Raw genomic sequence first — 24,674 nt, forward strand, 5'->3', positions numbered from 1 at the left:
CCGGAGTGCATCCGCCCGTGTGCGCTCCTTGAGTGTCCCCGCCCGTGTGCGCTCACACACGCAACACCGGCACCCCGCGCTTGCGTTGCCCGGGTTTCTCGGGCCCCGGCCCGTGCCCCTCGCGCGGCGCCTGAGCCGACGGCAGCCGGATCACCGCGTCCAGCCCGCCCGCGGCCGCCGCGTGCAGGTTCGCCTCGCCGCCGCTCGCGTGCGCGAGCCGTTGGACCAGCGACAGTCCCAGTCCCGTCCCGCCCTTGGGCGCGCCCGGCGCGCGCCAGAAGCGGTCGAAGGCGCGGGCGCGCTGCTCCGGGGTCATACCGGGGCCCTCGTCGGTGATGTGCAGGTCGACCCAGGCGGGGCGGGCGTCGCGCAGGGCGCGGCGGGCCGGCACATGGAGCCGCAGCTCCATGGTCACGGTGCTGTCGGACGGCGAGGCACGCAGGGCGTTGGACAGCAGGTTGTCCACGATCTGCTCGACCCCGCCGGGTACGGCGAACACCGGACCGACACTGCCCGCGAAGAGCACGAGGGAGACCCGCTGCTTGTCGAAGAGCGGCTGCCAGGTGCGGTGCCGTTCCGCGCACACCGCCCCCACGTCGACCGGGCCGGGGGTCGCGGCGTTCTCCTCCAGGCGTGCCATCGCCAGCAGGCCCTCCACCATCCGCGAGAGCCGGTCCGTCTCGGTCACCGCGGCGGCGAGGCTGCCCCGGCCGCGGGCGGTGACGCTCGGCTCCAGGTTTTCCAGTCTCAGCCGCAGCGCAGCGAGCGGCGTCTTGAGCTGATGGGACGCCTCGCCCGCGAACGCGTGCTGTTCGTCGAGGAGATGGGCGAGGCGGGCCGCCGTACGGTTGAACGCGGCGGCCAGACGTCGTACTTCGGGCGGGCCCTTCGTGATCGTCACCGGTGCGGCCAGACCGCCGTCCGCCAACTCATCGGTGGCGCGTTCCAGTTCGCGGATCGGGCGGCCGGTCCAGCGGGCGATGGCGAAGCCGACCACCGCGACCGCGGTGAGGACGCCGAGCCCGCCGAGGCCCAGCAACAGCCAGACATGATGGACGCGTTCGTGCACCGTCCGGGTCGGCAGCGTCAGCCAGACGGCACCCTGCAGCCCCGAGGTGTGCCGGATGGGCGCGGCGACCGACAGGTACTCCACCCCGCCGATGGTCGACGTACGGACGTCCACCGTGGAGGTGCCGTGCAGGGCGGCCGCAATGCCGGGCCGGGAGGCGAGTTCGGCGGACATCACGGCGGCCAGCGGATGCGAGGCGGCGAGGAGGGTGCCCGCGGCGTCCACGATCACCACCTTCCCGCCGATGCGCTCGGCGCAGTGCGCCACCCGGCGCGGCAGGTCCCGCTCCGACCGCCCCGCGCTGAGGGACAGCGAGGCGTACGCCGACACCGACTCGGCCTCGTCCTTCGCCGCGTTCACCACCCGCTCCCGCTCACTGCGCGAGTAGACGAAGCCCAGCGGGATCTCCAGGCAGACCAGCACGAGCGCGGCGAGGCTCAGATAGCTGAGCAGCAGCCGACGGGTCATGGCGAGGACACCTGCGGCCCGCCCGGATCGGTCTGCACCGCCAGCCGGAAGCCGACCCCGCGCAACGTCTGGATCCACGCCGGGTCGCCCAACTTCCGCCGCAGCGAGGCGACATGGACGTCCAGTGTCTTGGTCGGTCCTTCGTAGTGCGGATCCCACACCCGGTCCAGGATCTGCTGCCGGGAACAGACCGCACCCGGATCCTCGGCCAGCAGCGCCAGCAACTCGAACTCCTTCGGCGTGAGACTCACGGGCACCTCGCCGACCCAGACCTGCCGGGTGCGGCGGTCGACGACGAGGGGGCCGGGGGCGTACGCGGGCTGGGGCGCGGTGTCGTCGAACGCCGAGGGCGCCGCGGTCTCCTGCGGCGGGTGCGGGGGCGGCGCGATCTCGTACGACGGTGACGGCACGGTCTCGTACGGCCGGGGCGGCAGGGCGGCCACCGGCTCCGCCACCGCCTCCGTGCGCTGGGTCCGCCGGGTCACCGCACGCACCCGGGCCACCAACTCCCGCACGCTGAACGGCTTCGCCAGATAGTCGTCGGCCCCGAGCTCGAGACCGAGCACCCGGTCGGCCTCCTCACCCCGCGCACTCAGGATGATGACCGGCACGTCCGAGACCTGTCGGATGCCGCGGCAGACGTCGATGCCGTCCATGTCCGGCAACCCGAGGTCGAGCAGGACGACATCGCCGTACGGCCTTCTCAACCCCTCCGCTCCGGTGGTGACGTGATCCACCGTCAGGCCGAAGTTGCCCAGTCCCTCGGCGAGCGGTTCGGCGATCGTCTCGTCGTCCTCTATGAGCAGCACTTGTATGCCCATGGGTCCTGTTCTCTCGAATTGACAATCTCTGCCCTGAAGTCGACACGCTACAGGGGACAAGCGCTTTCGTGGTCATGCGACAAAGAATGGCCAATTCCTGGGCGCGCTCTGGCCTTCGCTTAACCTTCGTCTGGGGTGGCCCCCTCTACGGTTGTGGTGACCTGGCAGAACGCAACGAACTTCCAGCCGAGGAGGCACCGTTGAAGGCATTGCTGGACCGCGCCCGCTCGTTCAAACGGCGGGTCGATTTCGAGAGCGGTGAATACCGGAAACTGGCCGAGGGGCAATATCCCGAGGCGCTCTTCATTACCTGTTCGGACTCGCGCGTCATACCCGCGCTGATAACCGGCGCGCGGCCCGGAGAAATATTCGAGCTGCGAAACGCGGGGAATATCGTGCCGCCGTACGGCAGCCCCGGCGCGTCCGGGGAGGCCGCCACCGTCGAGTACGCGTTGGAGGTGCTCGGCGTTCAGGACATCGTCGTGTGCGGTCACTCACACTGCGGCGCGATGGGTGCGCTGAAGTCCGGCGACAACCTCTCCGCACTGCCCGGAGTGGACGCCTGGCTGCGACTGGCCCGCCCCGAACTGGCGACGGTCCTCACGACCGCCTCCGACGACCCTTCGCTGCCCGACGTGGCGCAGGGCAACGTCGTCAACCAGCTTGCCGTACTGCGGACTTACCCCGTGGTGCGACAGCGGCTGGACGCGGGGCGGCTGCGGCTGCACGGCTGGTACTACGAGGTCGACACCGGGCAGGTGCATGAACTGGAGGGCGACGGGCTGTTCCGGGTGCACAGCGGATGAGCGGGGCGCATGCGCGCGGGCGTACGCGCACCAAGGGCAGTCCACAGAAGAGCGGGGCGGCCGGGGGGCCGAAACCGCCGAAGGCCGGCGGCGTCGGCGCTGCGGGAGCCAAGCTCGACCTCGCCAACGAGATCACCGCCTCCCTCGTCGTCTTCCTCGTCGCCCTGCCGTTGTGCATCGGCGTCGCCGTGGCCTCGGGCGTCCCCGCTGAGCTCGGGATCATCTCCGGGGTGATCGGCGGTCTGGTCGTCGGCGCGGTCCGGGGCAGCACGCTCCAGGTCAGCGGGCCGGCCGCCGGGCTCGCCGCGCTCGTCGCGGAGACGGTGCTGGAGCACGGCGTGGCGATGCTCGGCGTGATCGTCCTGTTCTCGGGCATCCTGCAGATCGTCCTCGGCGTCGTACGCCTCGGCCGGATGTTCCAGGCGATCTCCATCGCCGTGGTCCAGGGGATGCTGGCCGGCATCGGGCTGCCGCTGATGTTCAGCCAGGCCTACCCGATGGCCGACGCCAAGGCGCCGGGCGTGCCGCTCGAGAACATGGCCGGGATACCGGGCCTGTTCGCCGACATCCTCACCGACCCGCAGGCGATGATCGCCACGCTGCTCGGCGTCGTCACGATCGTGCTGAGCTTCGTGTGGAAGAAGATGCCGGGCCCGGTGAAGCGGATCCCGGCCGCGCTGGTCGCGGTCGGCATCGGCATCGCGGTCGCCGCGCTGCCCGGCGTGGACGTGAAGACGCTCCAGGTCGGGAACCTGCTGGCGTCGGTGCAGGTGCCGGGGGCCGAGCAGTTCGCGGGCCTCGCCGACACCGCGGTCATCACCGCCATCCTCACCTTCACGGTCATCGCCTCCGCGGAGAGCCTGTTCACCGCCGCCGCCGTGGACCGTATGCACAGCGGGCCGCGCACCCGCTACAACACCGAACTCATCGCCCAGGGCGCCGGCAACACGATCGCGGGCGTCCTCGGCGCCCTGCCCATCACCGCGGTCGTCGCCCGCAGCTCGGCGAACGTCCAGGCCGGCGCGAAGACCCGGATCTCCCGCACCCTGCACGGCCTGTGGCTGCTGGCCTTCGCGCTGCTGCTGCCGCAGGTCCTGGCGCTGATCCCGATCTCGGTGCTCGCGGGCGTCCTGGTGCACAGCGGCTGGAAGCTGTTCGCGCCGGAGGAGTTCCCGAAGATGTGGCGGCAGGACCGGGGCGAGTTCCTGGTGATGACGGTGACGACACTGGTCATCGTCGCGACCGCGCTGTTGGAAGGCGTCCTGATCGGCCTCGCGGCCGGGATCGTGCTGGCCGCCCTGCGCATGTCCCAGACGGTGATCCGGCAGCACGTCGAGGACGACACCGCGAAGGTCGTCATGGCGGGCAACGCGACCTTCCTGCGACTGCCGCAGGTGATCGACGCGCTGGAGTCCGCGGCGGCCTCGGGCAAGCCCCGCATCCGCCTGGACCTGACCGGCGTCACCCATCTGGACCACGCGTGCCGCAACCAGGTGGAGGAGTTCACGGCACAGCAGCGGGGGATGGGGCTGCGGGTCGAGCTGCTGATGCCGGGACCGGCGCGGTCGGAGCCACCGGTCGTCACCGCACCGGCCCCCGCCCCGGCCTCGCCGTCGGCGCCCGGCCCGGATGCCGAGTGGTTCTACCTGGACACGAGGCCGCTGCTCGGCGACCACGAGGACTACGCGGAGAGCTACCGCACGGTCACGTCACGTTAGCGTCACGGGTCCTTCATATCTCCACCGCAACTGCGGCCCCTGGCTACGTTCGGCACCTCATGCACGACCAGGGAAGGACTCCCCGTGAACCTGTTCCGCAAGCGCGGCGCCATCGTCGTCGCCGCGCTGGCACTCGCCGCACTGCCGTCCACCGCCGCCGCCCATGACGGCGACCACCCGTTCGAGAACTGCACCGAGGCCTACGCCAACGGCTACGCCGACATCCCCGCGAACGACGAGCACTACGGCGGCCACCTCGACCGGGACGGCGACGGCCTCGGCTGCGACAACCCACCCGCGGGCTTCGTCCCCGCTGATGACACCTCCGACGACACCTCCGGTGCGGCCTCCGACGATTCCTCCGACGAGGCCGCGGGTCAGAAGGACACCGACCTCGCGGCGACCGGCGGCGACGACAGCACCCCGTATCTGGCGGCGGGCGGCGCGGCCGCTCTGCTCGCCGGAGGCGGGGTGCTGCTGGTGACCCGCAGGCGGCGCGCGAGTCGCTGACGCGCACCGGCGGGCTGCGGTGTGCGGACCCCGCTCGTAGGCTGAGCCGGAGCCGTCCGTAGCGGGAGGAGTTCGCCATGGCCGGATGGAACGCGCACGACATCCCCGACCGGAGCGGCCGGGTCGCCGTCGTCACCGGGGCCAACAGCGGGCTCGGGTATGTCACCGCGCGGGAGTTGGCGCGCAAGGGTGCGCGGGTGGTGCTCGCGTGTCGGAGTGAGGCGCGAGGTGCGGCGGCCCGGGAGCGGATGGTCGCCGAAGTGCCGGGCGCGCGGGTCGAGTTGCGGCTGCTGGATCTCGGAGACCTCGGCTCCGTACGGGAGTTCGCCGCGGCGTTCCCGTACGACCGTCTCGACCTGCTCGTGAACAACGCCGGGGTGATGGCGTTGCCGTACGGGACGACGGCGGACGGATTCGAGACGCAGTTCGGCGTCAACCACCTCGGGCACTTCGCGCTCACCGGTCTGCTGCTGCCCGCGCTGCTCGGGACTCCGGGCGCGCGGGTGGTGACCGTCTCCAGTCCCGTGCACGCGATGGCCAACATCGACATCGACGACCTCAACAGCGAACGCCGGTACCGGCGTTGGATCGCCTACGCCCGGTCCAAGACCGCCAACCTGCTCTTCACGCATGAGCTGGCGCGCAGGCTGGCGGCACAGGGTTCGGAGGTCGTGGCGGCCGCCGCCCATCCCGGGTACGCGGACACCAACCTCCAGGCCGTCGGGCCGCGCATGTCGGGTCGCCGGGCCGGCGAGTGGTTCATGCGGATCGGCAACCGCGTCTTCGCCCAGTCCGCCGAGGCCGGCGCCCTGCCCACGCTGTACGCCGCCACCGCCCCCGACGTCCGCCCCGACTCCTTCACCGGCCCGTCCTTCGTAGGCTGGCGCGGCGCACCCGCCCCGTCCTGGAGGGCACCCTGGACCCTCGACGACCGGGCGGGGATACGGCTCTGGGAGGCGTCGGAGCGGCTGACCGGGGTGACGTGCTATCCGGTGCTTCGCACCTCGTAAGTCGCGATGCGCACCGCCTCGTCGTCCAGGCACTGCCCGGTCTCCAGGTCGAACCGCTGCTTCAGCAGGGGCGAGGCCACGAACGGGCGGCCCTGGTGGCTGCCGGTGAGGCCGCGGGAGAGGACCGCCGCGCCGCCGAAGGGGTCGCGGTTGTCGATGGCGTAGAGCTGTCCGGCGCGGTCGCGGAACAGGGCCACCTGGTTGCCGTCGGGCAGCAGGGCCGCCACACCGCGGCCGGGGAGCAGCCGGGTCAGGTCGCAGACCGTCAACCAGTCCTCGTCCAGGAGTACTTGGACCTTCAGGTCGGTCGTCTCGGGTGCCAAAGTCATCGCTGGGCGCTTCCTTCCAGGGGGCGGTGGCCGATGGTCAGCAGCGGCAGGTCGGGCTTGATCTGGTCGCGCTCGGGGACGAAACCGACGACCGGGTCGGGGGTGTCGGGCGCGTTGATGAAGGAGACGAAGCGGGCCAGCTTCTCCGGGTCCTTGATGGTCTCCGCCCACTCGTCGCGGTAGTTCGCGACATGGGCGGCCATCAGGGTCTCCAGCTCCTCGCAGATGCCGAGGGAGTCCTCGACGACGACATCGCGGACGTGGTCCAGGCCGCCGGGGATCCGCTCCAGCCACACGCTCGTGCGCTCCAGGCGGTCCGCGGTGCGGATGTAGAACATCAGGAAGCGGTCGATCAGGCGGATCAGCTCGGTGTCGGACAGGTCCTGGGCGAGGAGGTCCGCGTGGCGCGGGGTGGCGCCGCCGTTGCCGCCGACGTAGAGGTTCCAGCCGCCCGCGGTGGCGATCACGCCGAAGTCCTTCGACTGGGCCTCCGCGCACTCGCGCTGGCAGCCGGAGACGGCCGACTTCAGCTTGTGGGGCGAGCGCAGGCCCCGGTAGCGCAGCTCCAGGTCGATCGCCATCCGGACCGAGTCCTGGACGCCGTAGCGGCACCAGGTCTGGCCGACGCAGGACTTCACCGTGCGCAGGGACTTGCCGTACGCGTGGCCGGACTCGAAACCGGCGTCCACCAACCGCGCCCAGATCAGGGGGAGTTGCTCGACCCGCGCACCGAACATGTCGATGCGCTGGCCGCCGGTGATCTTCGTGTAGAGGCCGAAGTCGCGGGCGATCTCGCCGATCACGATCAGCCCCTCGGGGGTGATCTCACCACCGGCGATCCGCGGGACGACCGAGTACGAGCCGTTCTTCTGGATGTTGGCGAGGAAGTGGTCGTTGCTGTCCTGCAGGGACGCCTGCTCGCCGTCCAGGACATAGCCGCTCGCGCCGATCGTCGGGGCGAGGGAGGCGATGATCGAGGCGACCGCCGGCTTGCAGATCTCGCAGCCGTCGCCGCCCTTGGCGCCGTCGCGGCCGTAGCGGTCCAGCAGGTCCTGGTAGGTGTTGATGCGCAGGGCGAGGACGATCTCGTACAGCTCCTCGCGGGTCTGCGAGAAGCAGCCGCACAGCCCCTTGTCGACCTCGACGCCGGACGCCTCCAGCTCGGCGTTGATCAGCTGGCCGAGGACCTTCACGCAGCTGCCGCAGGTCGTGCCGGCCTTGGTGCACTTCTTCACCTCGGGCACGGTCGTGCACTGGTGGTCGGTGACCGCGCCGCGGATCGTGCCCTTGGTGACGTTGTTGCAGGAGCAGATGATCGCCTCGTCCGGCAGCGCGGACGGGCCGAGTTGGGCGGGCGCCCCGGCACCGGCCGGCAGCACCAGCGACTCGGGCGAGACCGGCGGGACCGAGCCGGTGAACGCCTTCAGCGTGCCGTACGCCTCCGCGTCGCCGACCAGGATGCCGCCGAGCAGCGTGCCGTCGCGGCCGATGACCAGCTTCTTGTACAGGCCCGCGCGGGAGTCGGAGTACACGACGTCCAGGCAGTCCTCGGCGGTGCCGTGCGCGTCGCCGAAGGACGCCACGTCGACGCCGAGGAGCTTCAGCTTGGTGGAGAGGTCGGCGCCCGTGAAGGTCAGCTGCTCCGACTCGTCGGCGGCGATCGTGGCGGCGGCCGTCTCGGCCTGCTCGTAGCCCGGGGCCACCAGGCCGTACACCCGGCCGTCGGAGGCCAGCGCGCACTCGCCGATCGCGAAGACATGCGGGTCGGAGACCGTACGGCACTGCTCGTCGACCGTGATGCCGCCGCGCTCGCCGACCGTCAGACCGCAGTCGCGGGCCAGCTGGTCGCGGGGGCGGACACCGGCGCTGAACACCACCAGGTCGGTGGCGAGTTCGGAGCCGTCGGACAGCTTCATGCCGGTGACGGCGCCTTCGGCGTCGACCACGATCTCCTGCGTGCCGACGCCCGTGTGCACCGTCAGGCCCATGTCCTCGATGGTGCGCAGCAGTGCGGCACCGCCGCCCTCGTCGACCTGCACGGGCATCAGCCGCGGCGCGAACTCCACGATGTGGCTGGTGAGTCCGAGCCCCTTCAGCGCGCCCGCGGCCTCCAGACCGAGCAGACCGCCGCCGACCACGGCACCGGTGGTGCGGGTCTTGGCGTACTCCTCGATGGCGAGGAGGTCCTCGATCGTGCGGTAGACGAAGCAGCCTTCGGCGTCCTTGCCCGGGACCGGCGGCACGAACGGGAACGAGCCGGTGGCGAGGACGAGGGTCTCGTACTCGAAGACCTGGCCGGACCGGGCGGTGACCTGCTTCGCCTCGCGGTCGACGGAGACGGCCGGGTCACCGATGTACAGCTCGATGCCGTGGGTCTCGATGAACTCCATGTCCGTCATCGACAGGTCCTCGGGCGTCTTGCCCGAGAAGTACGAGGTCAGCGCCACGCGGTCGTACGCCGGACGCGGCTCCTCGCACAGCACGACCACGCGGTGCGTGGCGGTCAGGCCGCGCTCGGCGAGCGCTTCGAGGAAGCGCTGGCCGACCATGCCGTGGCCGACGAGCACGATCGTGGGGGTGGCCCCCAGGGTGGCGGTCATTCAGGAGCCTCCATCGTTGGTAAGCAGGTGGAGCAGCGGGCCGTCGTCGGGGAGCGGCTCTGCTCCCTCCCAGGCGCGGGCGAGCGCGCCGACGGTGCCGAGTTCGCCGACGAGAACCCCGCCGACCAGGCGGTCGTCGCGGACGACGACCTTGCGGTAGGTGCCGCGGGTGGCGTCGGCGAGCTGCACGACGTCGTCGCCGGGCCGTGCCTCCGTCTCGCCGAACGCGGCGAGGTCGAAGGACCCCAGCGGGCTGTCCTGCCCGGCGAGGGTGAGCCGGGTCAGTGCCCGGGTGCCGGTGTAGCGGGCACCCGCGTCACCGGCGTCGCCCGCCAGCAGCTCGGCCAGGACGTCCGCCTGTTCCAGCGCGGGGGCGGCCAGCCCGTACACCGTGCCGTCGTGCTGCGCGCAGTCGCCGATGGCCCGGATGTGCGGGTCGGACGTACGGAGCTCCGCGTCGACGACGATGCCCTTGCGCACGGCCAGTCCCGCTGTCTGAGCGAGGCCCGCGCGCGGGCGGACCCCGCAGGCCAGGACCACGAGGTCGGCGTCGAGGGCGTATCCGTCGGCCATCTCCACCGAGCGGACCGCACCGCCGACGCAGCGCACGTCCCGCACGCGGAGGTCGGTGTGCACCTCGACGCCGAGGTCGACGAGATGGCGCCGGACCAGCTTGGAGGCGGCCGGGTCGAGCTGGCGCTCCATCAGCCGCTCGGACTGCTGGGCCAGCATGACCTGTGCACCGCGCAGCGCGAGCGCCCGGGCGGCGGAGACCCCGAGGAGCCCGCCGCCGATCACGACCGCCCGCACGCCCGGCCGTACCGCCTTGGACAGGCCCAGGCAGTCGTCCATCGTGCGGAAGGCGTGGACGCCCTCCGGCAGCAGGTGGTCCGGGGTGAACAGACCGCGCAGCGGCGGCAGCACCGGGTTGGAGCCGGTGGCCAGCACGAGGGTGTCGTATGCGATCTCCGAACCGTCCGCGAGATGTACGGCTCGCATCTCGCGGTCGATGCCGGTGACCCGGCCGCGGGTCAGCTCCGCGGGCGCCGGCAGGGCGATCACCTCGGGGCTGTACCGGCCGGCCAGCACCTCGGCGAGCAGCACCCGGTTGTACGGGCGGTGCTCCTCGTCGCCGACGAGCGTCACGGGCGTGCCCAGCTCGCCGAGCCGCCGGGCGAGTCGTACGCCCGCGAGTCCGGCGCCGATCACCACCACACGCGTATTCGAGGTCATGTCCAGGAGCGTGCGATGCCGGTGTTACCCGACCGCATCACGTCTGTTTCCCACGAGGAACGCTGCCCTCAGCGGGGGCCCGGGGCCGGTGTGAGGGTTCGGCGGGGGTGGCGGGGGCGGGCTGTGAGGTCGGTCCCGGGAGGGCGGGGCGGGGGTGGCCCGGCCTCGGGGTTCCGTGCAGGCACCATCGTCTACGACCGGGTGGGCCGGCGGCGGTGGAGGGGCACGGTTTCAGCAGCTCACGCCGAGCTTGCGCCCATCGCGCGCCCGTCCTGGGAGCCGTGTGGTGTGCGTCTCATCCGTGTCACCGTCGCCGAAGCGTCTCGTGCAGCCGGTCGATCAGATGGCCCTTGCGGTCGATCGTCACGTCGAAGTAGGCCGCGCTGTGCGGCGACCGGCACACGGCGTGCACGGCCTCCTTCGCCGAGCGCTTCCACGCGACCGCCTGGGCGGAGAGGCCGAGGAGGATGTCGGACAGCTTCGGGTGGTCGAGGACGTACGACTTCAGGCGCGCGCCCGTGAGGCCGGCCGGGTCCGGCGGGGGCGCCGCCGAGTCGAGCAGCTCCAGGAACACCCGGTTGCCCAGCCCGTCGAAGTCCTCGTGCGTGTTGGCGCCGCCGAGCTCCGGGACGACATCCGTCAGGTCGTTGAACAGCTGGCTCGCCAGCCCGAGCCGCCGCATCGCCTCGTCCAGGGCGTGCCGCTCCTCCTCGACGACGCGCAGCCCGGCGAGGGCCGCGTCGAGCGGCATCCGGAACAGCGTGCCCGTCTTGCGGGCGGCGACGGACTCCCAGAAGCGCACCCGCTCCTCGCGCGGTGCCGTCGGCAGGCCGGCCCGGACGTCCGCCGACCTCGTCGCCAGGTCGAGGGCCTGGCCGGTGAAGCCGTCGCCGACGCTGCGGAGCAGGCTGTCCACGACGGCCGGGTCCGCCGTGTGCCGCAGCGCCGCCATGATCAGCCAGGAGCCGGTGTTGAGGGCGACGGGCACCCCGTGGGTGACGTGCAGCGCGGGCTCGCCGTAGCGCACATCGCTGCCATCCTGGATGTCGTCGAGCGCGACCGCGGCCTTCAGCAGGACCCGCACCGCGACGGCCACCCGCCGGACGACGGCCAGGTCGGCCGAGGTGTCCGAGTGCCACGGCTCTCCGGGGAAGCCCCGGTAGTTGCGGTACGCCCAGTACACCATCGAGGGCCGCAACGGAGCCGTCCCGCCGGGCGCGCCCGCCCGGGGCGGCAGTGCGGGCTGGCCCGCCTTGGAGCCGAGCGCGTCGGCCACCGGGGCGTGCAGGGAGCGGTGCAGGGCGGCGGCGTACAGCGCGGCCGTGCCGGTCGACCCGGCCGTCAGCGCGTCGAGGAACGCGCGGAGGTCGTCCTCCAGCAGCGCGGCGTCACGGCGTACGACGGTGTCCACGCGCGTCGCGGCCAGGTCCGGGTCCGCATCCATAACCGGATGGTCCGGCGCTCAAGCGAACACGGTCAAGATCGCTTCCCGCCATCCGGGCTCCCGCCGACCGTGCCCCTCAGCTGCTTCAGAACCTCAAGTGCTCCTCATTTACATGGACCACGCACGCATCCTCCGCCTAGGGTCGCGATCATGCCCGACATATCCCTGACCACGGTCGCCGTCCTGTGCCTCGCCGCTCTCGCGGCCGGCTGGATCGACGCCGTGGTCGGCGGTGGAGGCCTGCTCCTGCTCCCCGCCCTGCTGCTGGGCCTCCCCGCGAGCACCCCGGCCGCGTACGCGCTCGGCACCAACAAGGCGGTCGCGATCGTCGGCACGACCGGCGCCGCCGTGACCTACGCCCGCAAGGCACCCGTGGACGTGCGCCTCGCCGTACGCATCGGACTGGCGGCGCTCGCGGGCTCCTCCGCCGGTGCCCTCTTCGCGGCCGGCATGAGCACCGAGGTGCTGAAGCCCGTGCTCATGGTGGTGCTGCTCGCCGTCGCCGCCTTCGTGATCCTGCGCCCCGCCTTCGGTACGGCCCCGGCGACGGGCCCGGCGACCCGCCGCCAGATCCTCGCCGCGATCGGCCTCGCGGGCCTCGGCATCGGCTTCTACGACGGCCTGATCGGGCCCGGCACCGGCACGTTCCTCGTCCTAGCCCTCACCGCCGTGCTCCACCTCGACCTCGTCACCGCCTCCGCCACCGCCAAGATCGTCAACTGCTGTACCAACGCCGGCGCCCTGGCCACCTTCGCCTGGCAGGGCACGGTCCTGTGGCAACTGGCCGCGGTGATGGCCGTGTTCAACCTGGCGGGCGGCACGCTGGGGGCCCGTACGGCGCTGAAGAAGGGCACCGGTTTTGTGCGGGGCGTGCTGCTGACCGTGGTGTTCGCGCTGGTGGCGAAGCTGGCGTACGAGCAGTGGATCGCCTAGCGGCAGGCCGAGCAGGTGTCCGCGGGCGTGGGGTCACCGATCCAGCGTCATTTCGACCTGCCAGGGGTCGCCGGGCGAGATCGAAGTCCCCTCGCTGTCGGTCCCCTCGACCGTGAAGACGCCGTCCACGGTGATCTGTTCGCCCAGGGCCGCGGACTGAAGGATGTTGCACACCTGTTGATCGGTGCCGACCGGCGTGCCTTTGAGGTGGGTGATGACGTCGTCGGCCTGCAACTTCGCCTCGCCGGCCGGTGAGTTACCGACCACGCTCGACACGTAGAGGCCGTCGATCTCCTGGGCCTGGAGATACTCCTTGAGCGCCAGGGCATCGGCCTGGACATCCTCGGGGAAATACAGCTCGAAAGAGTCGTCGGAGAGGGCCCACAGGTCTCCCCAGCCGGGGTCGTTCTTGCTCTTCCCGTCAGCGAGCCCTGGGAGAATCGGCTCCGCGTGGTCGCTGCTGATGGAGTTGTACTGGCCCTGGGTGCCTGAGATGCTGAAGGTGTTGACACCGACAAGCTTCCCCTCGCTGTCGAGCAGCGGCCCTCCGGAATTGCCTTGATTGAGTGTTGCCGAATGCTGCACGGTGGACGGCAGTTCGGGCTCACTCGGCACATCCGTCAGTGCGACGTCCGGCGACTGGACCACGCCGGTGGTGAGGACGGCCTTCTCCCGCGTGATGTCGCCGGCACCCTCCGGATAGCCGATCGCCGTCACCTCGTCCCCCTGCTCCAGATCGCCGCTGTCGCCGAACTCCACCTCCTTGAGGTCCTCTTGCGGCGTGGCCAGCTTCAGAACCGCCAGATCCTCGCAGGGGTCGCTGCCCATCAGCCGTACGGGCACGGGCCCTTTGTCCCCGATGCGGACCTGCAGAGAGGCCTGCCCGGCGACCACGTGTGCATTGGTCAGGATGAGGCCGTTCTCGGCGTCGTAGATGACTCCGGTGCCGAACCCTTCTCCCGCCACCACCTGCACGGTCGCGGGCGCCACCTCCTCGAAGATGTCCTTCGGATCGTCCGCCCTGGCATCGGTCGCCGTCATGCCGAAACTCAGGGCGGCGGCGGACGCGGCGGCGACGTACGCTCTGGCTGTCGGCCGCATTGGGCCTCCTAGAGTGCGTTCCCCATTTCAGGCTAGTGCTCCCCGGAATGTCTGTCGCGCTGACGGAAAACCGCAGGTCATCGACGTGCGGCGCCCTTTCTCGGGGCAGATCCGCCGGTCCGTCAGACGACGACGCCGAAGCCCCCCGAAAGGCACACACCCAAGGTGCGTACCTACCGAACGCCCGGCGCGCCCCCGCCCCGCACATCAAGCAGTTCGACCGCACCTGTGGTGTCCTCGTCGCCGTGCCCCTCGGCCAGCCACCGCTCCATGAGGGCCATGTACGGCGTCAGCAGCTCCGCGCTCACGCCCTGCTCCTCGGCCGTGGCCAGCAGGGTGGCGTTGCCGGCGACCTGCATCGCCAGGTTGGAGACGACGTCCTTGCCGTAGTCGCCGCTCCGCAGTTGGTCGGCGGCCTGGTGCGCGGCGGGTGCCATCGCGCCGAGCCACGACACGAGCAGCGGCGCGAAGTCCCGCGGGTCGATGTCCTCCCGGCGGAGCAACGCGAAGGCGTGCAGGACGCCCGCGAACATGCCGCTCATCGCGCTCAGCAACGCCACGTCGTACAGCGCCGCGAAGCCCGGGTCCGCGCCGACGTACCGGGTGGCGGCGGGGACGGCGAGGGTGTCGCCGTGCTCCTCGAAGAGGCCGGGCGAGCCGCTGTAGAAGACATACGCCCCCGACTTCGCGTCCCCGATCATCGGCGGTACGGCCATGATCCCGGCGTCCAGGAAACGGGCGCCCCGCGCTTCGGCCCAGGTGGCGCGGGCGCGGCCCTGGGCGGGTGTTCCGGTGGTGAGGTTGACCAGGTCACGGCCGGTCAGGTCGGCATCGTCGAGGGCTGCGCCGACCGAGGCGTCGTCGAGCAGACAGACGACGACCAGCCGGCTCGCGGCCACCGCCTCGGCGGCGCTCGCGGCGACCGTCGCACCCTCGGCGGCCAGGAGCTCCGCCCGGGCCGGGGTGCGGTTCCAGACGGTGACCGGGTGTCCGGCGGCGAGCCAGGCGCGGGCCAGGGCGGTGCCCATGGCGCCGGTGCCGAGGAGGGCGAGGGGGGTGAGGGAGGTGGGGGAGGAGGGCGAGGTTCGAGGGGCAACCGGGTTGTCAGTCATGGCGTTTAGCCTCGTCGTAGGGGAACGGCCTGCTCAAGTACGTACTTCGGAGTGGGTGGTTACCTCGGGGAAAGAGTCCAGACAGGGGAGGGGCAGCATGCCGATCGGACGACGGCCGGGTGCGTACGTCTGCGGGACCGACGCGGCGATGGATGTGATCGGCGGCAAGTGGAAGGTGCTGATCCTCTGGGAGCTGATCGAGCGTCCGCGCCGTTTCGGGGAGCTGCGCCGTGAGCTGCCGGGCGTGACCGAGAAGGTCCTCGCCGCACAGCTGCGGGAGTTGGAGGCCGACGGCATCGTGCACCGGGAGGCGTACGACGAGGTGCCGCCGCGTGTCGAGTACTCCCTGACGCCGCGGGGCACCTCGCTCAACGACGCGCTGGGCCCGCTCGGAGCCTGGGGCAGGGAGAACATCCTGGGTGTCCGTGAGGGCGGGTCAGCGGCTGCCGGTGAGGTGCGCGAAGACGACGACGTTGCCCTGATACCCGGTCGTCCGTGAGTAGCCGCCGCCGCAGGTGATCACCCGCAGCTCGGGGCGCGGTGCGGCGCCGTACACCTTCTCGTCGGGGAAGGACTTCGCGTCGTAGACCTCGACGGCGTCCACGGAGAAGAGCGCCGTGCCGCCGTCGCGTCGTTCCACCTCGATCGTGCTGCCCTTCCGCAGGGCGCCGAGGCGGTAGAAGACGGCGGGTCCCCGGGCGTTGTCCACATGTCCGGCGACGATCGCCGTCCCGGTCTCACCGGGCGTGGTACCGGCCTCGTACCAGCCGGCCAGGTTCTTCCGCTCGGCGGGCGGCACATCGAGGCTGCCCGTCCTCGTCAGACCCAGGCCCATGAGGGGAGCGTCGACGCGGATCGAAGGGATGCGGATGCGGTCGGGAGGGGAGGGCGGGAGCGCGGGGGCGGCGGGGCGCGGGGCGCGGGGCTCCCTGCCCTGCGCGGCCGACGGCTGGGGCGGGGCGGGTGTCGCGGCGCCGTCGCTCAGCAGCCAGACGCCGGAGCACAGGGCGAGGACGGTGACGGCGGATATGGCGGCGTCGCCGACGCCGCGGTGACTGCGCACGCGAGCCTCCTGGGGTCTGCTGGGCCCGCCCGATCCCCCTCCGGGCCGCGAGGGGCGTCGGACCCGGAGGGGGAGGGGACGTGCGGTACCGGTGGACGGACAGCGGAGGGTGTCCGTCAGATCCCGTCGCCTCTCGCCCGGCGATGCAGGAGCCAGGTACCGCCCGCGGCAGCGACGGCGAGAGCGCCCACGCCGGCCACGGTCTGCACGGGGTCGCCGTCGCCGAGAGCGCCGCCGACCCCCGTCTTCACACTTCCTCTCGGATGCACCTGCTCGTGCGGTGCCGTCAAGGTGACCACCAGGTCCCCGCTCACCCGCCGGCCCCCGCCGCCGCAGGTGGCTACGATCTCGTACGTCCCCGGCTGCGCGCTCGGCGGCACCCGGAACACCCCGCTCGCGTCCTCGCCGTCCGTGCCCGGCGCCAGCGTGAGTTCCCCGGCACCCACGGCGCTGGCGTCGCCCGCCGCCCCACCGTCCCGGCACGCCGCCGTACTCACGGTGACCTCCCCGCCCGGCACGACCGCCGACGGGGACACCTCCAGGCCACCACCGTCGCCGTACGCGGGCGGACCGACCAGCCCGACGGCGCCGACAGCCAGCACGGTCCCGGTCACCAGACGGGCGGTACGACGCATCGATGCTCCTCCGACCTCACAAAGGCACGACCCGCGACACCCCCATGTGTCGCCGCCTCGGCCGAGCCCCTGCCCTTCCGAGGTAAGTCGCACCGGCGCGGAAGCGCTTCTTGAGAGAACGTCGGAATTGAGGTGAATGGGTGTCGGGAGAGAGGACCCGAGGCACAGGGCTGATGCTGTTTCAGCAGGTCATCGCCGCGTCTTGGGCGTGGCGCGGAAGAGATCGGGATGAGCGGGGGGCGGGGGTGTGAACGGGTGATCTGCTGGGGCGGGGCTTGGGCGGTGGAGGTCGGTGGGGCCGGAGTTTGTGTGGTCGAGGTCAGCGGGCCGGGGCCTGCTTGGTCGAGGTCGGCCGGGCCGGGGCGTGTGTGGCCGGGGTCAGCCGGGCTGAGGCCTGCCTGGCCGAGCTCAGCCGCTTCGGCGGCCTGCGTGGTCGGATCAGCGAGGCCGGGGGCCGAACCCACCTCCGGGCGAGCGCCGACTCCGCCTCGCCCGGAGGTGGTCAGGGGGTGCGTTGCCGAGGCCAGCCGGGCCGGAGCCTGCCTCGCCCCAGCCGCCGGGCCGGAACCGACCCCGTCGCCGAAGTCAGCCGGCCAGGTCGCCCGAGCGCTCCGTCAGCACCTCGTCCACCGTCCGCATCCCCACCGCCGCCAGTACCGGATTCGTGCCGTTCCCGCAGATGGCGCCGTAGTAGTGCTCCGCCATCAACCCGAAGCACAGCGCCCACCCCCGCCCCCGCGCCCACGTCGCGTCGTCGACGTCGGCCGCCGCGCGGAACGCCTCGCGGGTGCCGGCGCCGAAGACCGCCCATGCCGCGAGGGTGTCGGCGGCCGGGTCGCCGACGCCGATGCCGCCGAAGTCGATGACCGCGGTGAGGCGGCCGGAGGAGGTCAGCAGGTTGCCCGGGAGGAGGTCGCCGTGGAGCCAGACGGGGGTGCCGTCCCACTGGGGGAGGCGGAGGGTCTCCTCCCAGACCGCCGTCGCGAGCGTCGGATCCAGCACACCGGCCGCGCCCAGGTCCCGGATCGCGGTCCGTACGTAGTCGTCGTGCTGCCCGACGGGGCCGCCCCGCCAGGACGGCGGCCCGCCCACCGCGTCCACCTTCCGCAGCGCCGCCACGAACCGGCCCAACTCATCGGCGGCGTCCCGCAGTTCGGTGAGCGGCGCGTCGTAGGCGTTCTCCCCGTCCAGCCACTCGTACACGCCCCAAGGCAGCGCGTACCCGGCACCGGGTTCCCCCTTCGCGACCGGCGTCGGCACGGCGAGGGGCAGATGCGGGGCCAGATGCGGCAGCCACCGGTGTTCCTTGTCGATCTGACGCGCCCCACCGGGAAGCCGCGGCAGCCGTACGACCATGTCGCCGCCCAGCCGGTACATGGCGTTGTCGGTCCCGGCGGAGGCGACCCGCGCCACCGCCAGCCCACCCCACCGCGGAAACTGCTCCGCGACCAGCCGAGCGACGAGCGCCTCGTCGATGTCCAGCTCGTCGGCGTGCATTTTGGCGGGCGAGGACGACATGAGGCTCCGTGATGGCTCGAACCGGCATTGGTCCAGCCAACCTAGTGCTCTGACCGCGATGGTTCACCGGGTTGCGGTTCGCGTTGATGGGTGCGGGGCCAGTTGGATGTGAGCCGACAGGCCGTCCTATAGGTGGAGGCGTGGTGGCAGAGCCCGTTCGAATCCGCAGGCTGACCGATCACGAGGGGCAGCGGCTGCAGCAGATCGTGCGCCGAGGCAGCACCAACTCGGTGCGCTACCGGCGGGCGATGATGCTGTTGGCCTCGGCCGGCGGGAACCGCGTGCCGGTCATCGCCCAACTGGTCCAAGCCGACGAGGACACGGTGCGCGACGTGATCCACCGGTTCAACGAAATCGGGCTCCACCCGGCCAAGCTCGCCCAGCCCTTCAGCCGCTGGTCGTTACGCAAACTCGCCGCCTACCTGCGCAAAGCCCACGGCCGGATGATCCGCATCGGCCGCGAGGCCCTGCGCTGCCTCCTCGCCCGCCGCGGTATCACCTTCCAGCGGACCAAGACCTGGAAGGAGTCCACCGACCCCGAGCGCGACACCAAACTGGACCGCATCGAACACGTCCTGGAGCACTTCCCCGACCGCGTTTTCGCGTTCGACGAGTTCGGCCCGCTGGGCATCCGCCCCACCGGTGGGTCCTGCTGGGCCGAACGGGGCCGCCCCGACCGGGTGCCGGCGACCTACCACCGCACCCACGGGGTGACCTACTTCCGCTGCTACTCGGTCGGCGACGACACCCTGTGGGGCGTCAACCGCCGACGCAAGGGAGCCGTGAACTCCCTGACCGCGCTGAAGTCGATCCGCGCCGCGCGTCCGGACGGCGCCCCGATCTACGTGATCATGGACAACCTCTCCGCGCACAAGGGCACCAAGATCCGCGCCTGGGCGAAGAAAAACAAGGTGGAGCTGTGCTTCACCCCGACCAACGCCTCCTGGGCCAACCCGATCGAGGCCCACTTCGGACCGCTGCGGCAGTTCACCCTGGCCAACTCCCACCATCCGAACCACACCGTCCAGACCCGTGCCCTGCACGCCTACCTGCGCGGGCGCAACGCCAACGCCCGCCACCCCGACGTCCTGGCCGCCCAACGCCGCGAGCGTGCTCGTATCCGCAGCGAGAAAGGCATCCGCTGGGGCAGACACCCCCACTCAGCCGCAGCATGACCGGGCCCGGTGATCCGCCCCCGTCACTTCTCAGCGATTACCGACCCGGCTTGGTGCCAACTCGGCGATGACCTCATCACCATCAACTGCTCCCGTCGGCACGAAACCCAGCGATGTGTAGAGCCGTCCGGCAACAGCGTTGTCCGGCTGATATGCCAGCCGGATCGTCCAGCAGCCCTCCTGCGCCGCCAACCAGCCCGTCATGGTCAGCAGAAGGGCGCGGCCGAGGCCCTTGCCCTGCTCGGCGCCATCGATCAGCATTCCCCCGATCCAGTGCGAGCCGTCCTCGTCCAGACCCCACATGACGTGTCCGACGACCGCGTCGTCGGCGTAGACCGCCAGCGAGTTCCAGCTGTCCTCACGCATCGACAACAAGAGGTAGCGGGCTGCCATGGCGGGGACATGACTTCGCTGCTCGTCGAGAGGCACGATGTCAGCGACCTCGCGCCAGTTCTCGTCGCCCACCTCCCGTAAGGTGACGCGCCGTCCGGTCCGGTCGAAAAATCCGCGGTCAATCATCCGATGAGACTACTGCTCGCAGTTCAGCGCCCCGGCGAACCTATGCGGTCACAGCACTAGGGGCGCGGGGAACTGCGCGACCAGCCAATTACGACCGGCAGTCGGCCACGCAGCTCACCCCCACGGTGCTGTCCGGTGCCGAAGCCTCAGGCCACGTTCACCGCACTCCAGGCAGCCGCCACAGCCCCGTACTCCCCACTCCCGGCCCCATACAGATCCTTCGCCGCGCTCAGCGTCGCCGTCCGCGCCCCCGCGTAGTTCGTCGAGGACGTCATGTAGACCGTCAGCGCCCGGTACCAGATCGCCCCGAGCTTGCCCCGCCCGATCCCATTCACCGAAGACCCGTTGCAGGTAGGAGAGTTGTAGCTCACCCCGTTGACCGTCTTCGCCCCGCTCCCCTCGGCGAGCAGATAGGCGAAGTGGTTGCCGATCCCGGACGAGTAATGGACGTCGAGATCCTTTGCCGTCGTGCTCCAGCAGTCCACCGAGACACCGTCCTTGGACGGCTTGTCCATGAACCGCAGGGCCTCCCGCCCCAACCCCGACCGGACGACGTTCTCGCCGATCAGATAGTCGCCCCGATCCGAGGAGTTCGCCGCGTGGAACTCCACCAGCGTGCCGAAGATGTCGGACGTCGCCTCGTTCAGGCCCCCGGACTCGCCCGAGTACGTCAGCGCCGCCGTCTTCGACGTCACACCGTGCGTCATCTCGTGCCCGGCCACGTCCAGCGACACCAGCGGACCGAGCAGGTTGCCGTCACCGTCGCCGTACGTCATGCAGAAGCAGTTGTCGTCCCAGAAGGCGTTGTTGTAGTCGTTGCCGTAGTGCACACGGTTGAACGACCCCTTGCCGTCCCCCGCGATGCCCTTGCGGCCGTGGACGTCCTCGTAGTAGTCCCACGTCACGTCCGTGCCGTACTGCGCGTCCACCGCGACAGTCGACCGGTCGGCCGTCGAGCCCGTACCCCAGTGGTTGTCGGCGTCCGTGAAGACCGTCGCCGGAGCCCGGTTGAGACAGACGATCAGGATGCACAGGTCCGTCTTGTTCGCGGCGTCACCGGTGTAAGTGCCGCCGCGCGTCGGGTCCTTCAACTGGTACGTCGATCCCGACTGCGTCGTCTCCAACGGCACCGTGCCGCCGTACAGCGACTTGCCGTCGCCCGACGCCGTCTCGATGCTGTCCCACGCGTCGATCTGCGTACCGGTGCGGGCGTCGGTCAGCACCGTGCGGGCGACCGGGTTGCCGAGGGAGTCCTGGGCGACGGCGTCGGTCCGCCAGGCCAGCTTCGGGGTGCCGTGCAGGGCGTCGACGACCAGCTCGGGCTTGGATGTCAGCCGCTTCAGCGTCTCGCCGACGTTCACGGCACGCAGCGCGGCAGCCGCGAGGTCGGCCGCCTTCGGCGCGGAGACCTTGGGCGTCACGCCCGGCAGGGAGATCGCGCCCTTGGTGGCGCGGGAGGCGCTGCGGTATGTGCCGTCCTTCGCCAGGTGGACGACGAAGTCGCCGCCCAGGACGGGGAGTTGGCGGTAGGTACGGTCGTAGCGCACATGCTGGGTGCCGTCCGCGTCCGCGACCACGTCCCGCACGGCGGTGCCCTGCGCGGCGGTCAGCCCCAGCCTCCCCGCGACGTCCGCGAGGGCCGACGCCGCGTTCTTCAGGGCGGTGGCCCTGGTCGGTGGTTCGTCCGCGCCGGCGGTGGGGGAGAGCACGGCGACGAGGAGGGTGACGGCGGTGGCGGCGACGCCGGCCGTGGCGAGACGGGAACCCCTGAGGTGCGGCCGTATTCGGCTCATCGGTCTCCTTGAACTGGGTGACGCTGAAGCGTGACCAAGATTCAAGGGGGCGTGGACATGCCGTGGCCAGGGTGAATACGTGGAGGTGTGTGAGAGGAGAGAATCGTTTCTGTGACCCCCTCTCCCCGACTCCCGTTCTTCGTCTACGGCACCCTGCGCCCCGGCGAGCCCAACCACGACGCCTTCCTGCGCGGCCGCACGCTCGTGGAGGAACCGGCGCGGTTCGGCGGGGCGGTGCTGTACGACGGCCCGGGCTATCCGTACGCCGTCGAGGAACCGGGCGGCGCGGGCACCGTGCGGGGCGACCTCGTGACCGCCCGCCCCGAGGAGTACCCCGCGCTGCTCACCGCCCTCGACCTGCTGGAGGAGTACGCCCCCGGCGACCCCCGCAACCTCTACGCACGCGTCGCCCGCGAGGTGATCCGCGACGCGGACGGAACGGCCGTACAGGCGTGGGTATATGTCGCCGCCCCGTCCGTCGCCGCTCGCCTGCGGGCGCGGGGCAAGCTCATCGAGGGCGGCGACTGGGCGACCCGGGCCGGCTGAACCACCCGGCCGCCAGGCCCAACAGGCCCCGTACGCCTACGACTTCACGGCCTCCACCCGCACCGCACACGCCTTGAACTCCGGCATCCGCGACGTCGGATCCAGCGCCGGGTTGGTGAGGGTGTTGGCGCGTCCCTCGCCCGGCCAGTGGAACGGCATGAAGACGGTGTCCGGGCGGATGCCGGTCGTGATGCGGGCCGGGGCCACCGCGCGGCCCCGGCGTGAGACCACGGCCACCGGATCGCCCTCGACCGCCCCGAGCCGCGCCGCCAGCCGGGGATGCAGCTCCACGAACGGGCCGGGCGCGGCGGCGTTCAGCTCGGCGACGCGGCGGGTCTGGGCGCCGGACTGGTACTGCGCGACGACCCGGCCGGTGGTCAGCAGCACCGGGTACTCGTCGTCGGGTTCCTCGGCGGCGGCCCGGTGCGAGACGGGGGCGAACCGTGCCCGTCCGTCGGGGGTGGCGAACCGGTCGAGGAAGAGGCGGGGGGTGCCGGGATGGTGCGGGGCGGCGCCCTCGGAGATCTCGGAACTACCGGATTCCTCGGAGATCTCGGAGTTCTCGACGCTACCCGGGCACGGCCAGAACACGCCGTTCTCCTCCGCCAGCCTGCGGTAGGTGATGCCCGAGTAGTCGGCCGCGCCGCCCGCACTCGCCCGGCGCAGCTCCTCGAAGACCTCCTCGGCGTCGGTCGGGAACCCCTTCTCCAGGCCCCGTTCACCGCCCAGCCGCGCGGCCAGCTCGTGCATGACCTCAAGGTCGCTGCGGATGCCCTCGGGCGGGGATATCGCCCGCCTGCGGAGCAGCACGCGGCCCTCCAGGTTGGTCGTCGTACCCGTCTCCTCGGCCCACTGTGTGACCGGCAGGACGACGTCCGCGAGCGCCGCCGTCTCCGACAGGACGACGTCACAGACGGCGAGGAAATCGAGCGACTTGATGCGCTCCTCGATGTGCGCGGCACGCGGCGCCGACACCACCGGGTTCGAGGCCATCAGCAGCAGGGCCTTGATGTCGGTACCCAACGCGTCCAGCAGCTCGTACGCACTGCGCCCCGGCCCCGGCAGGCTGTCCGGGTCCACGCCCCACACCGCGGCGACATGCCGCCGCGCGTCCGGGTCGTCCAACTTCCTGTAGCCGGGCAACTGGTCGGCCTTCTGGCCGTGTTCGCGTCCGCCCTGCCCGTTGCCCTGCCCGGTGAGGCAGCCGTATCCGGACAGCGGCCGGCCCGCCCGTCCCGTCGCCAGGCACAGATTGATCCACGCGCCCACGGTGTCGGTGCCCTTGGACTGCTGCTCGGGCCCGCGCGCGGTCAGCACCATCGCGTGCTCCGGCTCGCAGAACATCCGTACGGCTTCCCGGAGTTGGGGAACGGACACCCCCGTGATCCGCTCCACGTACTCCGGCCAGTGCGCCATGGCCGCGGCCCGCGCGTCCTCCCAGCCGACCGTGCGCTCCTGGACGTACTCCTCGTCGACCCGCCCCTCGGCGACGACCAGGTGCAGCAGGCCGAGGGCGAGGGCGAGGTCGGTGCCCGGGCGGGGTGAGAGGTGCAGGTCGGCCTGTTCGGCGGTCTTGGTGCGGCGCGGGTCGATGACGATCAGGGTGCCGCCGTTCTCGCGCAGCTCGTTGAAGAAGCGGAGCGACGGGGGCATCGTCTCGGCGAGGTTGGAGCCGACGAGGATGACGCAGCCCGTCCTGGGGATGTCCTCCAGCGGGAACGGCAGCCCCCGGTCGAGGCCGAACGCCTTGATCCCGGCCGCGGCGGCCGACGACATGCAGAACCGGCCGTTGTAGTCGATCTGCGAGGTGCCGAGCACGATCCTCGCGAACTTGCCGAGGCTGTAGGCCTTCTCGTTCGTCAGGCCGCCCCCGCCGAAGACCCCGCACGCGTCCGGGCCATGTTCCGTACGCGTGCGTGCGAGGCCCTCGGCGACGCGATCCAGCGCCTCGTCCCAGGTGGCCGGCACGAGCGTGCCGCCCGACCGCACCAACGGCGAGGTCAGGCGCACACTCGACGCCAGCACCGCGGGCGCCGTACGACCCTTGCCGCACAGTGCCCCCTTGTTCACCGGGAAGTCCGGTCGCTCGACCACCGCGACACCCCCGTCCTGCTGGGGCGTGAGGTTCATTCCGCACTGCAGGGCGCAGTACGGGCAGTGCGTGGGCGTCGCGGAGTTCGGCATGTCGTTCAGCGTGCGTCGGGAGTGTTACGTGCGGGGCGGCTCCCTGTTACGCAGCCGGGACGGTGACCTCCCTGCCGCGGCCGGGCG

General features: G+C 71.5%; 22 protein-coding genes. 8 read left to right on the plus strand and 14 right to left on the minus strand.

Annotation, left to right across the window (positions count from 1 at the left end; translation table 11 throughout):
• Positions 1-52: 52 nt before the first annotated feature.
• The gene (locus tag BLU79_RS32235; RefSeq protein WP_093909499.1) at positions 53-1,537 is read right to left on the minus strand and encodes a sensor histidine kinase; all 1,485 of its coding nucleotides are present in this window, start codon (positions 1,535-1,537) and stop codon (positions 53-55) included.
• A complete protein-coding gene (locus BLU79_RS32240; RefSeq protein ID WP_177001257.1) occupies positions 1,534-2,358 on the minus strand; it encodes a response regulator transcription factor in 825 nt (274 codons plus the stop codon). Before BLU79_RS32240 ends, BLU79_RS32235 begins: the two co-directional genes overlap by 4 nt.
• 200 nt (positions 2,359-2,558) lie before the next feature.
• Here BLU79_RS32240 and BLU79_RS32245 point away from each other — a divergent pair, with 200 nt between their 5' ends.
• The 4 genes from BLU79_RS32245 (at position 2,559) to BLU79_RS32260 (ending at position 6,402) form a co-directional block, all read left to right on the plus strand.
• Positions 2,559-3,164, plus strand: a complete 606-nt coding sequence (locus tag BLU79_RS32245; RefSeq protein WP_093909500.1) for a carbonic anhydrase — start codon at positions 2,559-2,561, stop codon at positions 3,162-3,164.
• A complete protein-coding gene (locus tag BLU79_RS32250) occupies positions 3,161-4,882 on the plus strand; it encodes a SulP family inorganic anion transporter (protein ID WP_093909501.1) in 1,722 nt (573 codons plus the stop codon). The genes BLU79_RS32245 and BLU79_RS32250 overlap by 4 nt, the downstream gene beginning before the upstream one ends.
• 84 nt (positions 4,883-4,966) lie before the next feature.
• Positions 4,967-5,392, plus strand: coding sequence for an excalibur calcium-binding domain-containing protein (locus BLU79_RS32255; RefSeq protein WP_093909502.1), 426 nt, complete (start codon positions 4,967-4,969; stop codon positions 5,390-5,392).
• A 77-nt stretch (positions 5,393-5,469) separates the two neighbouring features.
• A complete protein-coding gene (locus BLU79_RS32260; RefSeq protein ID WP_093909503.1) occupies positions 5,470-6,402 on the plus strand; it encodes an oxidoreductase in 933 nt (310 codons plus the stop codon).
• Here the strand turns inward: BLU79_RS32260 and nirD are convergent.
• From nirD to BLU79_RS32280, 4 genes are all read right to left on the minus strand, one after another.
• A complete protein-coding gene (gene nirD, locus BLU79_RS32265) occupies positions 6,378-6,731 on the minus strand; it encodes a nitrite reductase small subunit NirD (RefSeq protein ID WP_093909504.1) in 354 nt (117 codons plus the stop codon). The two genes, BLU79_RS32260 and nirD, sit on opposite strands and share 25 nt — an antisense overlap.
• Entirely contained in the window at positions 6,728-9,331 is a 2,604-nt protein-coding gene (nirB, locus tag BLU79_RS32270) for a nitrite reductase large subunit NirB (protein ID WP_093909505.1), read from the minus strand. The genes nirD and nirB overlap by 4 nt, the downstream gene beginning before the upstream one ends.
• On the minus strand, positions 9,332-10,564 hold the full coding sequence (locus tag BLU79_RS32275) for an NAD(P)/FAD-dependent oxidoreductase (protein WP_093909506.1): 1,233 nt from the start codon (positions 10,562-10,564) through the stop codon (positions 9,332-9,334).
• A gap of 304 nt (positions 10,565-10,868) precedes the next feature.
• Positions 10,869-12,008 carry a polyprenyl synthetase family protein gene (locus tag BLU79_RS32280; RefSeq protein ID WP_093909507.1) on the minus strand — a complete coding sequence of 380 codons (1,140 nt, stop codon included), beginning with the start codon at positions 12,006-12,008 and terminating at the stop codon, positions 10,869-10,871.
• A 150-nt stretch (positions 12,009-12,158) separates the two neighbouring features.
• On the opposite strand from BLU79_RS32280, the gene BLU79_RS32285 reads away from it, so the two are divergent.
• The gene (locus BLU79_RS32285) at positions 12,159-12,941 is read left to right on the plus strand and encodes a sulfite exporter TauE/SafE family protein (RefSeq protein ID WP_093909508.1); all 783 of its coding nucleotides are present in this window, start codon (positions 12,159-12,161) and stop codon (positions 12,939-12,941) included.
• Between the two features lie 33 nt (positions 12,942-12,974).
• On the opposite strand, the gene BLU79_RS32290 is transcribed toward BLU79_RS32285, so the two are convergent.
• Both BLU79_RS32290 and BLU79_RS32295 read right to left on the minus strand, forming a co-directional pair.
• Complete coding sequence (locus BLU79_RS32290) at positions 12,975-14,042, minus strand: S1C family serine protease (protein ID WP_093909509.1); 1,068 nt, start codon at positions 14,040-14,042, stop codon at positions 12,975-12,977.
• A gap of 173 nt (positions 14,043-14,215) precedes the next feature.
• The gene (locus BLU79_RS32295) at positions 14,216-15,154 is read right to left on the minus strand and encodes an NAD(P)-dependent oxidoreductase (RefSeq protein ID WP_093909510.1); all 939 of its coding nucleotides are present in this window, start codon (positions 15,152-15,154) and stop codon (positions 14,216-14,218) included.
• Positions 15,155-15,251: 97 nt separating this feature from the next.
• Between BLU79_RS32295 and BLU79_RS32300 the strand changes: the two genes are divergently transcribed.
• Positions 15,252-15,653 carry a winged helix-turn-helix transcriptional regulator gene (locus BLU79_RS32300; protein ID WP_093909511.1) on the plus strand — a complete coding sequence of 134 codons (402 nt, stop codon included), beginning with the start codon at positions 15,252-15,254 and terminating at the stop codon, positions 15,651-15,653.
• Here BLU79_RS32300 and BLU79_RS32305 read toward each other — a convergent pair.
• From BLU79_RS32305 to BLU79_RS32315, 3 genes are all read right to left on the minus strand, one after another.
• Positions 15,591-16,217 (minus strand): class F sortase, encoded by a 627-nt coding sequence (locus BLU79_RS32305; protein ID WP_093909512.1) that lies wholly within the window; start codon positions 16,215-16,217, stop codon positions 15,591-15,593. The two genes, BLU79_RS32300 and BLU79_RS32305, sit on opposite strands and share 63 nt — an antisense overlap.
• A 116-nt stretch (positions 16,218-16,333) precedes the next feature.
• Positions 16,334-16,852, minus strand: a complete 519-nt coding sequence (locus tag BLU79_RS32310; RefSeq protein WP_093909513.1) for a hypothetical protein — start codon at positions 16,850-16,852, stop codon at positions 16,334-16,336.
• A 585-nt stretch (positions 16,853-17,437) separates the two neighbouring features.
• Positions 17,438-18,370, minus strand: a complete 933-nt coding sequence (locus BLU79_RS32315; protein WP_093909514.1) for an aminoglycoside phosphotransferase family protein — start codon at positions 18,368-18,370, stop codon at positions 17,438-17,440.
• 143 nt (positions 18,371-18,513) lie between these two features.
• Between BLU79_RS32315 and BLU79_RS32320 the strand changes: the two genes are divergently transcribed.
• Positions 18,514-19,545, plus strand: coding sequence for an IS630 family transposase (locus BLU79_RS32320; protein WP_305657770.1), 1,032 nt, complete (start codon positions 18,514-18,516; stop codon positions 19,543-19,545).
• A 30-nt stretch (positions 19,546-19,575) separates the two neighbouring features.
• On the opposite strand, the gene BLU79_RS32325 is transcribed toward BLU79_RS32320, so the two are convergent.
• On the minus strand, positions 19,576-20,064 hold the full coding sequence (locus BLU79_RS32325; RefSeq protein ID WP_093909516.1) for a GNAT family N-acetyltransferase: 489 nt from the start codon (positions 20,062-20,064) through the stop codon (positions 19,576-19,578).
• Positions 20,065-20,210: 146 nt separating this feature from the next.
• Positions 20,211-21,857 (minus strand): M4 family metallopeptidase, encoded by a 1,647-nt coding sequence (locus BLU79_RS32330; RefSeq protein WP_093909517.1) that lies wholly within the window; start codon positions 21,855-21,857, stop codon positions 20,211-20,213.
• A 111-nt stretch (positions 21,858-21,968) separates the two neighbouring features.
• Here BLU79_RS32330 and BLU79_RS32335 point away from each other — a divergent pair, with 111 nt between their 5' ends.
• Complete coding sequence (locus BLU79_RS32335; RefSeq protein ID WP_177001259.1) at positions 21,969-22,403, plus strand: gamma-glutamylcyclotransferase family protein; 435 nt, start codon at positions 21,969-21,971, stop codon at positions 22,401-22,403.
• Between the two features lie 36 nt (positions 22,404-22,439).
• On the opposite strand, the gene BLU79_RS32340 is transcribed toward BLU79_RS32335, so the two are convergent.
• A complete protein-coding gene (locus BLU79_RS32340) occupies positions 22,440-24,587 on the minus strand; it encodes a molybdopterin oxidoreductase family protein (RefSeq protein ID WP_093909519.1) in 2,148 nt (715 codons plus the stop codon).
• Positions 24,588-24,674: the final 87 nt, after the last annotated feature.

It is taken from the genome of Streptomyces sp. cf386 (assembly GCF_900103585.1).
Lineage (GTDB): Bacteria > Actinomycetota > Actinomycetes > Streptomycetales > Streptomycetaceae > Streptomyces.

What these genes read in the sequence shown, in the direction of transcription:
- BLU79_RS32235 (WP_093909499.1), bottom strand. Translation starts at nt 1,537, where the DNA reads ATGACCCGTCGGCTGCTGCTCAGCTATCTGAGCCTCGCCGCGCTCGTG.
- BLU79_RS32240 (WP_177001257.1), bottom strand. Translation starts at nt 2,358, where the DNA reads ATGGGCATACAAGTGCTGCTCATAGAGGACGACGAGACGATCGCCGAA.
- BLU79_RS32250 (WP_093909501.1), top strand. Translation starts at nt 3,161, where the DNA reads ATGAGCGGGGCGCATGCGCGCGGGCGTACGCGCACCAAGGGCAGTCCA.
- BLU79_RS32260 (WP_093909503.1), top strand. Translation starts at nt 5,470, where the DNA reads ATGGCCGGATGGAACGCGCACGACATCCCCGACCGGAGCGGCCGGGTC.
- nirD (WP_093909504.1), bottom strand. Translation starts at nt 6,731, where the DNA reads ATGACTTTGGCACCCGAGACGACCGACCTGAAGGTCCAAGTACTCCTG.
- nirB (WP_093909505.1), bottom strand. Translation starts at nt 9,331, where the DNA reads ATGACCGCCACCCTGGGGGCCACCCCCACGATCGTGCTCGTCGGCCAC.
- BLU79_RS32275 (WP_093909506.1), bottom strand. Translation starts at nt 10,564, where the DNA reads ATGACCTCGAATACGCGTGTGGTGGTGATCGGCGCCGGACTCGCGGGC.
- BLU79_RS32280 (WP_093909507.1), bottom strand. Translation starts at nt 12,008, where the DNA reads ATGGATGCGGACCCGGACCTGGCCGCGACGCGCGTGGACACCGTCGTA.
- BLU79_RS32285 (WP_093909508.1), top strand. Translation starts at nt 12,159, where the DNA reads ATGCCCGACATATCCCTGACCACGGTCGCCGTCCTGTGCCTCGCCGCT.
- BLU79_RS32290 (WP_093909509.1), bottom strand. Translation starts at nt 14,042, where the DNA reads ATGCGGCCGACAGCCAGAGCGTACGTCGCCGCCGCGTCCGCCGCCGCC.
- BLU79_RS32295 (WP_093909510.1), bottom strand. Translation starts at nt 15,154, where the DNA reads ATGACTGACAACCCGGTTGCCCCTCGAACCTCGCCCTCCTCCCCCACC.
- BLU79_RS32300 (WP_093909511.1), top strand. Translation starts at nt 15,252, where the DNA reads ATGCCGATCGGACGACGGCCGGGTGCGTACGTCTGCGGGACCGACGCG.
- BLU79_RS32310 (WP_093909513.1), bottom strand. Translation starts at nt 16,852, where the DNA reads ATGCGTCGTACCGCCCGTCTGGTGACCGGGACCGTGCTGGCTGTCGGC.
- BLU79_RS32315 (WP_093909514.1), bottom strand. Translation starts at nt 18,370, where the DNA reads ATGTCGTCCTCGCCCGCCAAAATGCACGCCGACGAGCTGGACATCGAC.
- BLU79_RS32325 (WP_093909516.1), bottom strand. Translation starts at nt 20,064, where the DNA reads ATGATTGACCGCGGATTTTTCGACCGGACCGGACGGCGCGTCACCTTA.
- BLU79_RS32330 (WP_093909517.1), bottom strand. Translation starts at nt 21,857, where the DNA reads ATGAGCCGAATACGGCCGCACCTCAGGGGTTCCCGTCTCGCCACGGCC.
- BLU79_RS32340 (WP_093909519.1), bottom strand. Translation starts at nt 24,587, where the DNA reads ATGCCGAACTCCGCGACGCCCACGCACTGCCCGTACTGCGCCCTGCAG.